12 protein-coding genes are annotated in these 13,650 nt (G+C 74.4%); all 12 read right to left on the bottom strand.

All coding sequences use genetic code 11. The features are described from left to right. Window positions 1–2 precede the first annotated feature (2 nt). Window positions 3–1,379, bottom strand: coding sequence for a UDP-N-acetylmuramate--L-alanine ligase (murC, locus tag ANAE109_RS19950; RefSeq protein WP_012098698.1), 1,377 nt, complete (start codon window positions 1,377–1,379; stop codon window positions 3–5). Window positions 1,380–1,394: 15 nt separating this feature from the next. Then, on the bottom strand, window positions 1,395–2,540 hold the full coding sequence (murG, locus tag ANAE109_RS19945; RefSeq protein WP_012098697.1) for an undecaprenyldiphospho-muramoylpentapeptide beta-N-acetylglucosaminyltransferase: 1,146 nt from the start codon (window positions 2,538–2,540) through the stop codon (window positions 1,395–1,397). Continuing rightward, window positions 2,537–3,748: a putative lipid II flippase FtsW gene (ftsW, locus tag ANAE109_RS19940; protein WP_012098696.1), complete on the bottom strand. Its 1,212-nt coding sequence runs from the start codon at window positions 3,746–3,748 to the stop codon at window positions 2,537–2,539. The genes murG and ftsW overlap by 4 nt, the downstream gene beginning before the upstream one ends. After that, window positions 3,745–5,130, bottom strand: coding sequence for a UDP-N-acetylmuramoyl-L-alanine--D-glutamate ligase (gene murD / locus ANAE109_RS19935; protein WP_012098695.1), 1,386 nt, complete (start codon window positions 5,128–5,130; stop codon window positions 3,745–3,747). Before murD ends, ftsW begins: the two co-directional genes overlap by 4 nt. 6 nt (window positions 5,131–5,136) lie before the next feature. Next, window positions 5,137–6,279, bottom strand: a complete 1,143-nt coding sequence (mraY, locus tag ANAE109_RS19930; protein WP_012098694.1) for a phospho-N-acetylmuramoyl-pentapeptide-transferase — start codon at window positions 6,277–6,279, stop codon at window positions 5,137–5,139. After that, complete coding sequence (gene murF / locus ANAE109_RS19925; protein ID WP_012098693.1) at window positions 6,280–7,662, bottom strand: UDP-N-acetylmuramoyl-tripeptide--D-alanyl-D-alanine ligase; 1,383 nt, start codon at window positions 7,660–7,662, stop codon at window positions 6,280–6,282. Next, window positions 7,659–9,152, bottom strand: a complete 1,494-nt coding sequence (locus ANAE109_RS19920; RefSeq protein ID WP_041448544.1) for a UDP-N-acetylmuramoyl-L-alanyl-D-glutamate--2,6-diaminopimelate ligase — start codon at window positions 9,150–9,152, stop codon at window positions 7,659–7,661. Before ANAE109_RS19920 ends, murF begins: the two co-directional genes overlap by 4 nt. 172 nt (window positions 9,153–9,324) lie before the next feature. Beyond that, window positions 9,325–11,340, bottom strand: coding sequence for a penicillin-binding protein (locus tag ANAE109_RS19915; protein ID WP_012098691.1), 2,016 nt, complete (start codon window positions 11,338–11,340; stop codon window positions 9,325–9,327). Between the two features lie 3 nt (window positions 11,341–11,343). Beyond that, entirely contained in the window at window positions 11,344–11,877 is a 534-nt protein-coding gene (locus ANAE109_RS19910) for a cell division protein FtsL (RefSeq protein ID WP_012098690.1), read from the bottom strand. Next, the gene (gene rsmH, locus ANAE109_RS19905) at window positions 11,874–12,806 is read right to left on the bottom strand and encodes a 16S rRNA (cytosine(1402)-N(4))-methyltransferase RsmH (RefSeq protein ID WP_012098689.1); all 933 of its coding nucleotides are present in this window, start codon (window positions 12,804–12,806) and stop codon (window positions 11,874–11,876) included. Before rsmH ends, ANAE109_RS19910 begins: the two co-directional genes overlap by 4 nt. Further along, window positions 12,803–13,105: an anti-sigma factor antagonist gene (locus ANAE109_RS19900; RefSeq protein ID WP_012098688.1), complete on the bottom strand. Its 303-nt coding sequence runs from the start codon at window positions 13,103–13,105 to the stop codon at window positions 12,803–12,805. Before ANAE109_RS19900 ends, rsmH begins: the two co-directional genes overlap by 4 nt. Before the next feature lie 29 nt (window positions 13,106–13,134). After that, complete coding sequence (locus ANAE109_RS19895; RefSeq protein WP_012098687.1) at window positions 13,135–13,572, bottom strand: division/cell wall cluster transcriptional repressor MraZ; 438 nt, start codon at window positions 13,570–13,572, stop codon at window positions 13,135–13,137. Window positions 13,573–13,650: the final 78 nt, after the last annotated feature.

The raw sequence follows: 13,650 nt of genomic DNA, 5'->3' as shown, positions 1-13,650 counted from the left end.
CGCTACGCCTCGAGCAGCCCGAGCAGCTCGGGGCCGGCGGCGGTGATGTCGCCGGCGCCGAGGGTGAGGACGATGTCGCCCGGCCGGACCCGCTGCCGCGCCGCGCGCGCGAGCTCCGGGCGCGGCACGAGGGACACGTCGCGATGGCCGCAGGCGCGGATGGCCTCGGCGAGCGCCTCGCTCGTCGCGCCGGGGATGGGCTCCTCGCCGGCCGCGTAGATGTCGGTGAGGAGGAGCACGTCCGCGTCGTTGAAGGCGGTGGCGAACTCGGGGAGGAGGTCGCGGGTGCGGGTGTAGCGGTGCGGCTGGAACAGGCACACCACGCGCCGGTGGAAGGCCTCGCGCGCGCCGAGGAGCGTCGCCTTCACCTCGGCCGGGTGGTGGCCGTAGTCGTCCACCACCGTCACGCCCCCCGCCTCGCCGCGCACCGTGAAGCGGCGCTGCACGCCGCCGAAGGACGCCAGGGCCTCGCGGGTCACGTCCGCGGGGACCCCCATCTCGTCGGCGATCGCCACCACCGCGAGGGCGTTCAGGGCGTTGTGGCGTCCGACCAGGCGCACCTCGAAGCGACCCAGCGGCTCGTCGCGCCGGAACGCGTCGAACCGCACGGCGTGGCCGGAGACCTCGATGCCGTCCGCGCGGTAGTCGGCCTGGTGGCTCTCGCCGTAGGTGACGTAGCGGCTCTCCACCTCGGGCAGGAGCGACTGGACCGTCGGGTGATCGATGCAGAGGATGGCGCGGCCGTAGAAGGGGACGCGGTTCACGAAGTCGAGGAAGCCCTTGCGGAGCGCCTCCTCCGTCTTCCAGTGGTCGAGGTGCTCGGGGTCGATGTTGGTGACGATGGCGATGGTCGGCGGGATGTGCAGGAACGAGCCGTCGGACTCGTCCGCCTCGACGACCATGTAGTCGCCCCGGCCGAGCTTCGCGTTGGAGCCGAAGGTGTTCACCTTGCCGCCCACCACCGCGGTGGGATCGAGCCCGGCGTGGGCGAGGAGGTGCGCGGCGAGCGAGGTGGTGGTGGTCTTGCCGTGCGAGCCCGCGATGGCGACGCCGTACTTGAGCCGCATGAGCTCGGCGAGCATCTCGGCGCGCGGGATGATCGGGATCTTCCGCCGGCGGGCCTCCACGACCTCGGGGTTGTCCTTGCGCACGGCGGAGGAGGTGACCACCACGTCCACCTGCTCCACGTGCTGCGCGGCGTGGCCGCGCTGGACGCGGCCGCCGAGCGACGCGAGCCGGCGGGTGATCTCCGACTCCTTCAGGTCGGAGCCCGAGACGGCGTAGCCCAGGTTGAGCAGCACCTCGGCGATGCCGCTCATGCCGATGCCGCCGATGCCGACGAAGTGGATCTTGGCGGGTCTGGAACGGAAGAGGCTCATGCGGTCGGATCCGGGCTAGGCGAGGTCGGGCGGGCGAACGGGGCCGTGGCCGGGGCGCTCCTGGCCGGCGGGGGAGCCCCAGCGGCGGCGCACCAGCTCGGCGCAGACGTCGGCGATCTCCTTCGCCGCCTGCGGGCTGCCGAGCCGGCCGGCGGCGCGCGCCATCCGCTCGCGCCGCTCCGGGTGGGTGAGGATGGCGCGGATCTCCGCCGCGAGCAGCTCGCCGGTGAGGTCGCGCTCCTCGATCATCACGGCGGCGCCGGCGACCACCAGGCTGCGCGCGTTCACCACCTGGTGGTTGTCGGCGGCGGCGGGGAAGGGCACGAGGATCGCCGGCTTCTTGCAGACGGTGAGCTCGGCGAGCGTGGTCGCCCCGGCGCGGCAGACCACGAGGTCCGCGCCGGCGTACGCCGCGCTCATGTCGTGGATGAACTCGCGCACGTCCGGCTCGAACCCGCAGGCGCGGTAGCCCTTCTCCACCTGCTCGCGGTCGCGCGCCCCGGTCTGGTGCGTCACGGCGAGCGCCTCGCGCAGATCGGCGAGGTGCGGCAGCGCCTCGATGACGCGCATGTTGAGCGCGTGGGCGCCCTGCGACCCCCCGAAGACGAGCATCCTCGGCCGCGGGTGCTTCACCTCCGGCCGCATGTAGTTCTCCATGAGCGTGCGGCGGATCGGGTTGCCGAGCTGGTAGACCTTGCGTCCGGCGAAGTGGCGTGCCGCCTCGGGGAAGGCCGTGAACGCGGCGTCCACGAACCGGCCGAGGACGCGGTTCGTGAAGCCGGCGATGGCGTTCTGCTCCTGCACCGCGGTGGGGATGCGGAGCAGCCAGGCCACGAGGACGACCGGCCCGCTCGCGTACCCGCCCACGCCGACCACCACGTCCGGCCGCCACTTGCGGAGGATCCGGTGCGACTGCAGGAGCGCGCGGGGCACGAGGAGCAGGTTGAGGAGGAGGGAGAGGATCCCCTTCCCCTTCAGCCCCTTCACGTCGATGAGCTCGATCGGGAAGCCGGCCGCGGGGACGACCTTCGCCTCCAGGCCGCGCTCGGTGCCGACGAACACGACGTCGTTGCCCGGGTGGCGCCCGACCACCTCCTCCGCGAGCGCGATGCCGGGGAACACGTGCCCGCCCGTGCCGCCGCCGGCGATGAGCATCCTCATGGCGTCGTCCCTTCCGCTCCCCTGTCGAGCCGCACCCCGTCGCCCGCTCCGACCCGCACCGCGGACGGCGCCCGCCGCAGGAACCCGCCACGCTCGCCGCTCACCGCGAGCAGCACGCCCGAGGCGCCGAGCAGGGTCATGAGCGACGAGCCGCCGTAGGAGACGAAGGGCAGGGTGAGCCCCTTCGTCGGGAGCAGGCCGAAGACGACCGCCAGGTTCACGAGGGCCTGCGCCCCGACGAGCGAGGTCACGCCGAGCGCGGCGTAGCAGCCGAACGGCTCCGAGGCGTTCAGCGCGGCCCGCACCCCGCGCCAGACCACGACGGCGTAGAGCCCCACGAGCAGCAGGATGCCGAGCAGCCCGGTCTCCTCCGCGATCACCGCCGCGATGAAGTCGGTGTGGGCCGCCGGCAGGTAGAAGAGCTTCCCCTTCCCCTGGCCGAGCCCCTGGCCGAGCCAGCCCCCGTGCGCGGTGCCGAGCAGCGACTCCCACAGCTGGAACCCGGCGCCGGAGCGGTAGCGCTCGGGGTCCAGGAACGCCATCACGCGCTCGTACCGGTACGGCGTGGACTTCACGAGGTGCCAGGCGATCGGCAGCGCGAGGAGCCCGGCGCCGAGGAGGTAGGAGACGCGCGCGCCCGCCGCGAACAGCATCGCGAACAGCACGAGGAACAGGATGACGCCGGTGCCGAGATCGCTCTGCCACAGGCACAGCACGACGAGCGCGCCGGTCACGAGCAGGTGCGGCAGGAGGCCGATGGAGAAGACCCGTACCTTCTCCTGCTTCCGCGCGAGCGAGCGGGCGAGGTAGAGCACGAGCGCGACCTTCGCCGCCTCGGCGGGCTGGAACTGCACCGGGCCGAGCGGGATCCAGCGCTGCGCGCCGCCCGCGCTCTTCCCGACGAGGGGCACGAGCAGCAGCGTGAGGAAGGTGACGCCGAGCATGGGGTACGCGAGGGCCGAGATCCGGCGCGTCCCGAGGCGCAGCGCGAGGAGGAGGAGGCCGACCCCGGCGACGGCCGCCGCGAGCTGGCGCTTCAGGTAGTAGAACTCGTCGTGTCCGAGCCGGGCGCTCTGGGACGCGGGGATGGCGCTCGCGGAGTACACCATCACCGCGCCGAGCGCGGTGAGCGCGAGCAGGGCCGCGACCAGGATCCCGTCCACCGTCGTGCCCGCCCGCGGCGCGGGCGCGTCCTCGGCTCTGCTCATGCGAACTCCGCGACGTGGCGGCGGAACGCCTCGCCACGCTCCTCGTAGTTGCGGAACTGATCGTAGCTCGCGCACGCCGGCGAGAGCAGCACCGCATCCCCCGGACGGACGAGGGCCGCCGCGCGCCGCACCGCGGCTTCGAGGGTGACGCACGCCTCGGTCGGGCAGAGGTCGCCGAGCTCGCGCTCCACGGCGGGCGCGTCCTCGCCGATGGTCAGCAGCGCCTTCACGCGCCCGGCGAAGAGCGGCCGGAGCGGGGCGTAGGGGGCGCCCTTGCCGCGCCCCCCCATCACCAGGACCACGCGCGCCGTCCCCGCGGGGAACGCCGAGAGCCCGACGAGCGTCGAGTCCACGTTCGTCGCCTTCGAGTCGTTCACCCACTCGATCCCGCCGCGCTCGCCCACGACCTCGAGCCGGTGCGGCAGGCCCCCGAAGGCGTCGAGCCCGGCCTGCACCTCGCCGCCGGGCACGCCGAGCAGGCGGGCGCAGAGCACCGCGGCCATCGCGTTCTCGCGGTTGTGCCGCCCGCGCAGGGCCCGGTTCGCGAGGCGGAAGCGCTCGGGGCCGCCCCCGCGCGCCTGCACCCACAGCTCCGTCGCGCCGCCCTCGTCCGGCTCGAGGCCGGGATCGCGCGCGCCGGGGCCGGGAGGGCCGAAGCCGAAGGTGTGGAGGACGGCGCGCGAGGCCTCGGCCATCGCGAGCGCGCGCGGGTCGCGGGCGTTCGCGACGGCGTGGTCGCCCGGCTGCTGCAGCCCGAACAGCCGCGCCTTCGCGGCGGCGTAGTCGTCCACGTCGCGGTAGCGGTCGAGGTGATCCGGGGTGACGTTCAGGATGGCGGCCACCCGGGGGCGCAGCGAGAGCAGCCCCTCCATCTGGAACGACGAGAGCTCCGCGACGACCACCTCCGCGCCGCCGCCGTCGAGGACGTGCTGGCAGAGCGGGGTGCCGAGGTTGCCGCCGGTGAACGTCCGCCGGTGGCGCGCGAAGAGCGCCCCGGCGAGCGCGGTGGTCGTGCTCTTGCCGTTCGTGCCGGTGATCGCGACGATCGGCACGCCCGCGAGGAACCGGGCCGCGAGCTCGACCTCGCCCCACACCGGCACCCCTGCGGCCCGGGCGCGGACGACCTCGGCGAGCGCCATCGGGACGCCCGGCGAGACCACCACGAGGTCGGCGCGGGTGAAGTCCTCCGCGTCGTGGCCTCCCAGCACCCGGCGAACGCCGGCCGTCTCCAGGGCCGCGAGCGGGCCGGTGAGGTGCTCCTCGGCGCGCCGGTCGGTGACCGTGACCCGCGCGCCCTCGCGCGCGCAGAGGCGCGCCGCCGCCACGCCGCTCCTGGCGAGGCCGACGACGGTGACGCGCTTGCCCTTCAGCTGGGGAGTCACGCGGCGCTACCTCAGCTTCAGGGACATGAGCGCCACCAGGGCGAGCATGATCGACATGATCCAGAACCGTACGATGATCTTCGGCTCGGCCCACCCCTTCAGCTCGTAGTGGTGGTGGATGGGGGCCATCCGGAAGATGCGCTTGCCGGTGGTGCGGAACGACCAGACCTGCAGGATGACGCTGACCGTCTCGGCGAGGAACACGCCGTGGAGGATGGCGCTCGCCACCTCGTTCTTGGTGAGGACGGCGAGCATGCCGAGGCCGCCGCCCAGCGCGAGCGAGCCGACGTCGCCCATGAACACCGACGCGGGGTACGTGTTGTACCAGAGGAACGCGATGCCGGCCCCGAAGATGGCGGAGCAGAACACGCCCAGCTCCTCGGCGCCGGGGATGTAGGCGATGCGCAGGTACTCGGCCAGGCTGAAGCCGGCGATGGTCGCGCCCGCCACGTAGGAGAGCGCGAGGAACGTCATCGACGAGACGATGGTCGGGCCGATGGCGAGGCCGTCGAGCCCGTCGGTGAGGTTCACCGCGTTCGACGTGGCGACCACCACGAAGATCATGAACGGCAGGTAGAGCCAGCCGAGCGACGGCGAGAACAGGTGCGTCGGCACGAACGGCAGCGTGAGGTGCAGGTCGACGAGGCTGCCGATGGTGAGGAAGGGGAACCCGTCCGTCGTGCGCGGCTGCCAGTCGGTGAGCAGGCCGTAGTAGACGGCCAGCACCACCAGCACCTGGAGGACGAGCTTCTTCTTTCCGGCGAGCCCCTTCGAGTTCCGCTTCGAGATCTTGAGCCAGTCGTCCCAGAACCCGATCACGCCGTAGCCGAGCGTGACGAGGAGGGCCGCCCACACGAGGCGGTTCCCGAGGTCGGCGAAGAGCAGCGTGGAGACGGTGACGGCGAGGAGGATGAGCGCGCCGCCCATGGAGGGCGTGCCGGCCTTCTTCTTGTGCCGCTCGGGCGTGTCCTCGCGGACGTTGGAGTGCCCGTACTGCAGGACGCGCATCCGCTCGATGAAGAGCGGTCCGAGGAGCAGGCCGATGAGCAGGGAGACGAGGCCCGCCGCGACGATGCGGAAGGAGGGGTAGCGCAGGACGTTGAAGAGCCCGAACTGCCCCGAGAGCGGGTAGAGGAAGTGATAGAGCATCTAGCGGAGGGCCTCGACCAGCCGCTCGAGCTTCATGCCGCGGCTGCCCTTGACGAGGAGGACGTCCGACGGCGGCGCGAGCGCGGTCCGGGCCCAGCGGACGAGCGCGTCCATGTCGTCGGTGTGGAAGGTCTCGAGGCCTGCGGCGCGCGCCGCCTCGGCGGTGGCGCGGGAACGCGGGCCGAAGGCGGCGAGGAGCCTCACGCCCGCGCGGGCGGCCTCGCCGCCGAGCTCGCGGTGCGCCGGCTCCTCGAAGGCGCCGAGCTCCAGCATGTCCCCGAGGACCGCCACCGCCCGGGCGTCGGGCCGCGCGAGGTCCACGAGCGTGCGGAGCGCGGCCGACATCGACGCCGGGTTCGCGTTGTAGCAGTCGTCCACGAGGCGCAGCCCGGAGGCGAGCCGCTCGAGCCGCAGGCGCCGCCCGACCGGACGGACCGCCGCGAGCCCCTGCGCGATCTCGCGGTCGCTGCAGCCGAGCGAGATCGCCGCCGCGGCGGCCGCCGCCGCGTTCACGGCGTTGTGCGCGCCCACCAGCCCGGGGATGTGCACGGGGACCTCGCGGTTGCCGACGCCGAGCACGAAGTGGAGGCCGTCGTCGCCCTGCGAGCCGATCTCGAGCACGACCACGTCGCCGCGCCGACCCGCGCCCGCCGCGAAGGTCAGCATGCGCTTGCCGGCGGCCTGCGCCCGCTTCAGCATGCGCGGGTCGTCCGCGTTGGCGACCACGATGCCGGTGTCCTGGAGCCCCTGGTACAGCTCGGCCTTGGCGTCCGCCACCGCGTCCACCGTGCCGAGCCCCTCGAGGTGCGCGGCGGCGGCGAGCGTCACGACCCCGACGTACGGCTCGGCGATGGCGGCGAGCCGGGCGATCTCGCCCGGATGGTTCATCCCCATCTCGATCACGGCCGAGCGGTGCTCCGGCCCGAGCCCGAGGAGCGTGAGCGGGACGCCCACCTCGTTGTTGAGGTTGCCCTCGGTCTTGAGGACCGGCCCGCGCGTGGCGAGGATCCCCGCGATCATCTCGCGGGTGGTGGTCTTGCCGTTCGAGCCGGTGACCCCCACGACCGGGATGTGGAACCGGCGCCGGTGGTGGCGCGCGATCGCGCCGAGCGCCGCGAGCGTGTCGGGGACGGCGAGGACCGGCAGCGGGGCCCCCGCGGCGGCGCCGTGGGCGACGACGGCGGCGGCCGCGCCCTTCGCGGAGGCCTCGCCGAGGTAGGCGTGGCCGTCGAAGCGCTCGCCGCGGAGCGCGACGAAGAGCGCGCCGGGCACGATCGTGCGGGTGTCGGTCGAGACGCCGGCGAGCTCTGCGGGCGGCGCGCCCATCCAGCGTCCGCCGGTCGCGGCGGCCAGCTCGTCGGGGGAGAAGCGGGGGACGGTCATACGAAGCCGAGGGCCTTCCGGGCCTCCTCGCGGTCGGAGAAGGGGTGCTTCGTCGTGCCGACGAGCTGGTAGTCCTCGTGCCCCTTGCCGGCGACGAGCACGGCGTCGCCGGGGTGCGCGAGGGAGACTGCGAGGGCGATCGCGGCGCGGCGGTCGGCCTCGACGAGGAAGCCGCGCGCGCCGTCGGCCGCGGCCCGGGCGGAGAGGCGCGCCGCGCCCGCCCGCTCGAGGCCGGGCAGGACGTCCGCGATGATGGCCTCGGGCGCCTCGGTGCGGGGGTTGTCGCTCGTCACCACCACGAGGTCGGCGCCGCGGGCGGCGACCTCGCCCATCAGCGGGCGCTTGCCGCGATCGCGATCGCCGCCGCAGCCGAACACGCACAGGAGCCGCCGCGGCGCGAGGGCGCGGAGCGCCTCCAGCGCGCGGCCGAGCGCGTCGTCGGTGTGGGCGTAGTCCACGAAGATCGAGACACCTCGGCCGTCGATGCGCTCGAGCCGCCCGGGCGCCCCGGCCGAGGCGGACAGGCCCCGCCCGACTGCGTCGGGCGCGATCCCCAGCGCGAGCGCGAGCCCGGCCGCGCACAGCAGGTTCTCGAGGTTGTGCGCGCCGACGAGCGGCGAGCGGATCGCGATCGGCCCCGCCGGCGTCGCGAAGGTGGCCGCGATGCCGGCGAGCCCCGTCGAGACGGCCTCGGCCCGCAGCGTGTCGTCCGCGCGGGTGCCGTAGCGCCAGACGCGCCGGCCCGGTCCGAGCTGGGCCGCGAGCCGCGCGCCGTACGGATCGCGCGCGTTCACCACCGCGACGCCGTCGGGCGCGAGGTGCTCGGCGAAGAGCCGGCGCTTCGCGGCGAAGTACGCGTCCATGTCGCCGTGGTAGTCGAGGTGATCGCGGGTGAGGTTCGTGAACCCCGCCGCCGCGAAGCGCATCCCGCCGACCCGCTCCTGCGCGAGCGCGTGCGAGGAGACCTCGAGCACGACCGCCCGCGTACCGGCCGCGCGCATCTCGGCGAGGACCGCGTGGAGGGTGGTGGACTCGGGGGTGGTGTGGCTGGCGGGGCGCTCGACGCCGGGGAAGCGCTGGGTGACCGTGCCGAGCACGCCGACGGGCAGGTCCGCCGCGCGCGCGCACGCCTCCACGAGGTAGGTGACGGTCGTCTTGCCGTTCGTGCCGGTGACGCCGGCGACGCGGAGCGCGTCGGCGGGACGACCGTGGAAGTTCGCGGCCGCCACCGCCATCGCGCGGCGCGACGAGGGGACGAGGAGGAGCGCCGCGGGGGCGCAGGCGACCGGGCGCTCCGCGACGATCGCCACGGCCCCGCGGGCCGCGGCCTGGGCGGCGAAGTCGTGGCCGTCGCGCACCGCGCCGGGGAGGGCGAAGAAGAGCGCGCCGGGGACGACCTCGCGCGAGTCGCCCGTGACGAGGACGATCTCGTGATCGTCCGCCGCCTCACCCCGCGCGCCCGTACCCTGGATGACCGCCGAGAGCTTCATGTCACCGCACCGGAATGCAAGCCGCCGTCCGGAATCTCTTCCCCTGTGCGCTCGCCCGGTTACGCGCCGTCGTGTCCGCCGGGACACGCACCACGGCGCGGCGCGGCACATCTTACAGCAAAGGGGGGCGGCGCCCAGCCTCGGTGCATCGCCCGGGCGGGCGAGCGCCGCGTCACCCGGTCGGCGCGAGCCGCATCCGCACCCGCGTCCCGCGCTCCACCACCTTGCCGGGCGACGGCCACTGCTGCACCACGCGGCCCGCACCGTCGAGATCGGCCGCGAGGTCCAGCCGCTCGAGCGCGCGGATGGCGGAGCGCGCCGGGAGCCCGGCGAGCGAGGGCACCGCGACGGTCAGCTCGCTCCCCGTCCCCGTGGCGCGAGCCGCGAGCTCGACGGGCGGCGGCCCCTCGGGCTCCTCCTCGGCGGGCTCCGACGCCGCGACCGCTGGCGGGCGCGGCGCCGTGGGGCCGGTCGCGGGCACTCCCATCACCCGCATCGACTCGATGACGATCTCTCGGAACGCGGGGGCCGCGATCTCGCCGCCGTGCACGTCGCCCTTGGGCTCGTCCAGGAACACGCCCACGACGATGCGCGGCGCCTCCGCAGGCGCGTAGCCGACGAACGAGCTGAAGTGGCGATCCGAGGCGTAGCCGCCGGAGACCGGGTCCACCTTGCGCGCGGTGCCGGTCTTGCCGGCGACGCGCCAGCCGTCGATCCGGGCGCGCTTCCCGGTGCCCTTCTCGTCCTCGACGACCCCCACGAGGAAGCGGGTCATCGTCTCGGCCACCGCGGGCGGCACCGCCTGCCGGACGAGCTCCGGAGTCGCCGCCTCGAGCACCTCGCCGGTGGCGGGGTCGACGATGCGCCGGACCACGATCGGGCGCATGAGCTTGCCGCCGTTCGCGAGCGCGGCGATGGCGTTGGTGATCTGGAGCGCGTTCGCGGTGAGGCCGTGACCGAAGCTCTGCGTCGCGAGCGACACCTCGGAGCGCGGCACGGGGAGCTGGCCGCGGATCTCGCCCGGCAGCCCGAGGCCGGTCTTCTCCCCGAGGCCGAAGGCCGCGAGCGACGCGTGCAGCCCGGCCCGCCCGAGCCGCGCCGCGATCTTGGACGCCCCGATGTTCGAGCTCACCGCGAGGATCTTCGAGGCGCCCGCCCAGCCGAGCGCGTCGTGGTCGTGGATCACGTGGGCGCCGATCGCGTACCGGCCGTTGCCGCAGTCGATGGGATCGAGCGGGTGCAGCGCGCCGCGCGCGAGGGCGCCCGCCACGGTGAGCGCCTTCACCGTCGAGCCCGGCTCGAACGAGTCGGTGACGACGCGGTTGCGCAGCTCGGCGCCGCGGGCGGGAGCGTTCGGGTTGTAGGGAGGCCAGCTCGCCATCGCGAGCACCTCGCCGGTGCGCGGCTCGAGCGCGACCGCCATGCCGGAGAGCGCGCGCGAGCGCTTCACCGCCGCGGCGAGGGCGCGCTCGGCGGAGAGCTGGATCCCCTGCTCGATGGTGAGCTCGACCCGCACGCCCTCGCGCTCCTGGCCGGGCTTGGGGGCGTGGGGGAGCACGATGTTCCCGGCCCCGTCCCGCAGGGAGGGCATCTTGGACCGCTCGCCGCGCAGCACGTCGTCGAGCGCGAGCTCGATCCCCTCGAGCCCCTCGCCGTCGTCCCCGACGAGCCCGAGCAGCTGGCTGGCGAGCTCGAGCTTGGGGTAGTAACGGCGGGTCTCGGGGACGAGGGCGATCCCTCGCACGCCGGTGGCCTTCACGATGGCCTCGACCTCGGCGGCCTGCGCCGGCGAGATCCGGCGCGCGATCCACAGGAAGCGGCCGCTCTTGCCGAGCTTCCTGCGGACGGCGCGGGCGTCGAGCTTCAGGGCCCTGGAGATGCGGCGGAGCGCCTCGGCGCCGCCGTCCTCCCTGTCGAGCACCGCGGGATCCGCGAACACCGACTGGGCGTCGGCGCTGCCGGCGAGCAGCAGGCCCGAGCGATCGGTGATGACGCCGCGCCGCGGCTTCAGCACGAGCTGCCGCCGGTACTGGTCGACCATCTCGCCCATGAGCACGTCGCGGCGCAGCACCTGGAGCTGGAACGCCCGGCCCGCGACGACGGCGAAGCCGGCGGCGAAGAGGACGGCGACGGCGCCGATCCGGACGGCGATCCAGCGGGTCGCGCGCGGATCGGGACCGGGGCGCAACGGCTACCTCTCGCGCGGCAGGGAGCGGCCCGCCCGCAGCGGGCCCCGCTCGCGCTCGCCCCGGACGTTCAGGACGAGCGGACCGGAGTCCGCCGCGGGCCCCGCCGCCGCCCGCCCAGCCTTCGAGGAATGGGATGGCTCCGCCGGGCCGGACCGGTGATCCACACCGTCCACGCCCGCCCAACCCGCGCCCGCCGTTGCGGGGCGCGGGCCTGCCGCCCACACCGGACCCGAGTCCGGCGGAGCCATGCCCAGCTTGGTCCGAGCGAACGCCTCGAGCGCGCGGGGCGCGCGGAGGCTCTCCACCTCGATGCGGAGGCGGTCGTGCTCGGAGGTGAGCTTCGTGTGCTCGGCCTGCAGCGCGCCGAGCCGGTATCCCGTCGCGACCACGCGCGTGCGGGACCAGATGTGGAAGACGCCGAGGACCACGACGAGCAGCGCCACGGTGGCGGCCCGGGCGACGGGCACGGCGCTCGTGGGGGCGGAGGCGCGGGGAGGAGCGGCCGCGGCGCGACCTCGGGCGGGGGCGCGCCTCATCGGATCTTCTCCACCGCGCGCAGCTTCGCGCTGCGCGCGCGGGGGTTCTCCGCCACCTCGGCCTCGGACGCAACGACGGCCTTGCGCGTGATCGCGGCGAACGAGGCGCGCGCGCCGCAGGCGCACACGGGCAGATCGGGCGGGCAGGTGCAGGCCTGGGTGAGGGCGCGGAAGCGCTCCTTCACCATGCGGTCCTCGAGCGAGTGGAACGAGATCGCCGCGGCGCGGCCGCCGACGTTGAGCGTCGCGGGCAGGCCGTCGAGCCAGGCGGCGAGCGCGCCGAGCTCGTCGTTCACCGCGATGCGGAGGGCCTGGAAGGTGCGCGTCGCGGGGTGGATCCGCCGCGGCCAGGCCTTGCGCGGGATGGCCTTCGCCACGATGTCGGCGAGGCGCGCGGTGTCGAGCGCCTCGTCCGACTCGACGGCGCGCTTCACGGCGCGGGCGATGGGCCGCGCGAAGGGCTCCTCCCCGTACTCGCGGAGGATGCGGGCGAGCTCGCGCTCGTCGATGCGGCGGAGCAGATCCTCGAGCCGCTCGCCCTCGTCGCCCATGCGCATGTCGAGCGGGCCGGGCCGTGAGAACGAGAAGCCGCGGTCGGCCTGGTCGAGCTGAGGGGAGGAGACCCCGAGGTCCACGAGCGTCCCGTCCACCCCGGTGAGGCCGAGGGCGGAGAGGACGTTCTTGGCGTCGCGGAAGTCGGCGCGCACCGCGCGGAAGGCCTCGCCCCAGCGCGCGAGGCGCGCGGTCGCGGCGGCCAGCGCGCGCGGATCCTTGTCGAGGCCGATCACGCGCGCCCCCCGCTCCAGCAGGAGCTCAGAGTGGCCGCCGCCGCCGAGCGTCCCGTCGAGCAGGAGCTTGCCCGGGGCGGGGCGCAGGACCTCGACGACCTCTCTCGCGAGTACCGAAGCATGGACGAATTCCCCGCTCACGCCGCCCGGAAGGCCGCCTCCACGTCCTCGAAGAGCTCGAGGTGACCGCCCGCGCCGCCGGCGTGGACGAGATCGCGAACGTAACGGCTCGCACCCGCCGCGCGCAGCCCGGGGATCGCCTTCAGGAGCGCGGCGCCCGCGTAGTGGAGGTGCGTGACGTTCTTGAGATCGACCACCACGCGCCGCCCGTCGTCGCGCGCCCGCCGCGCGATGGCGGCGATCGCCGACAGCTCGTCCTTCGTGAGCTCTCCCACGCCACGGATGATCGTCACGTCGTCCTGATGTCTCGCCTCGAACATCGCTCGCCTCCTCCGCCCGCGTGCCGCCGCTACACCTTCCCGAAGAAGTCGACCACCTGGTCGCTCGGGATCTCCTCGGCCACCTGCGTCTCGTAGGCGGCCTTGTCGTAGAGGTGGATGGTCCGGCCCATCCCCACCCAGACCACGTCCTTCTGCAGCCCCGCCCACTCGCGCAGCGCCGGCGGCACGAGGACGCGGCCGTTCGCGTCGAGGTCCACCTCGTGGGCCGAGGACACGAACTTGAGGACGCTCCGCTGCGTCCGGGCGTCGAGCGGAGAGGCGTCCATCACCTTCTTCACGAGCTCGTTCCAGACCGACTGCGGGAGCGCCTGCACCGCCCGCCAGTGCGGGTACTGCATCAGCACGATGCGGGGCTCGCCCGCCGCGGCCAGCGACTCCCGGAACTTCACCGGGAGGCTCGTGCGCCCCTTCGCGTCGATCGCGTGGTTGAAGGTTCCGAAGAACACGGGCTGGCCGATCCTGCCGCTCTGAACCGCTGCTTGCCACTTTTTCCCACTGAATGGTCCCGATCTACGGACATCGGC

It is taken from the genome of Anaeromyxobacter sp. Fw109-5 (assembly GCF_000017505.1).
Taxonomy (GTDB): Bacteria; Myxococcota; Myxococcia; order Myxococcales; family Anaeromyxobacteraceae; genus Anaeromyxobacter.
Note: the sequence above shows the minus strand (reverse complement) of the source record. Positions and strands in the feature narration are given on the sequence as shown.

What these genes read in the sequence shown, in the direction of transcription:
- ftsW (WP_012098696.1), bottom strand. Translation starts at nt 3,748, where the DNA reads ATGAGCAGAGCCGAGGACGCGCCCGCGCCGCGGGCGGGCACGACGGTG.
- ANAE109_RS19910 (WP_012098690.1), bottom strand. Translation starts at nt 11,877, where the DNA reads ATGAGGCGCGCCCCCGCCCGAGGTCGCGCCGCGGCCGCTCCTCCCCGC.
- ANAE109_RS19920 (WP_041448544.1), bottom strand. Translation starts at nt 9,152, where the DNA reads ATGAAGCTCTCGGCGGTCATCCAGGGTACGGGCGCGCGGGGTGAGGCG.
- ANAE109_RS19900 (WP_012098688.1), bottom strand. Translation starts at nt 13,105, where the DNA reads ATGTTCGAGGCGAGACATCAGGACGACGTGACGATCATCCGTGGCGTG.
- murF (WP_012098693.1), bottom strand. Translation starts at nt 7,662, where the DNA reads ATGACCGTCCCCCGCTTCTCCCCCGACGAGCTGGCCGCCGCGACCGGC.
- murG (WP_012098697.1), bottom strand. Translation starts at nt 2,540, where the DNA reads ATGAGGATGCTCATCGCCGGCGGCGGCACGGGCGGGCACGTGTTCCCC.
- mraY (WP_012098694.1), bottom strand. Translation starts at nt 6,279, where the DNA reads ATGCTCTATCACTTCCTCTACCCGCTCTCGGGGCAGTTCGGGCTCTTC.
- murC (WP_012098698.1), bottom strand. Translation starts at nt 1,379, where the DNA reads ATGAGCCTCTTCCGTTCCAGACCCGCCAAGATCCACTTCGTCGGCATC.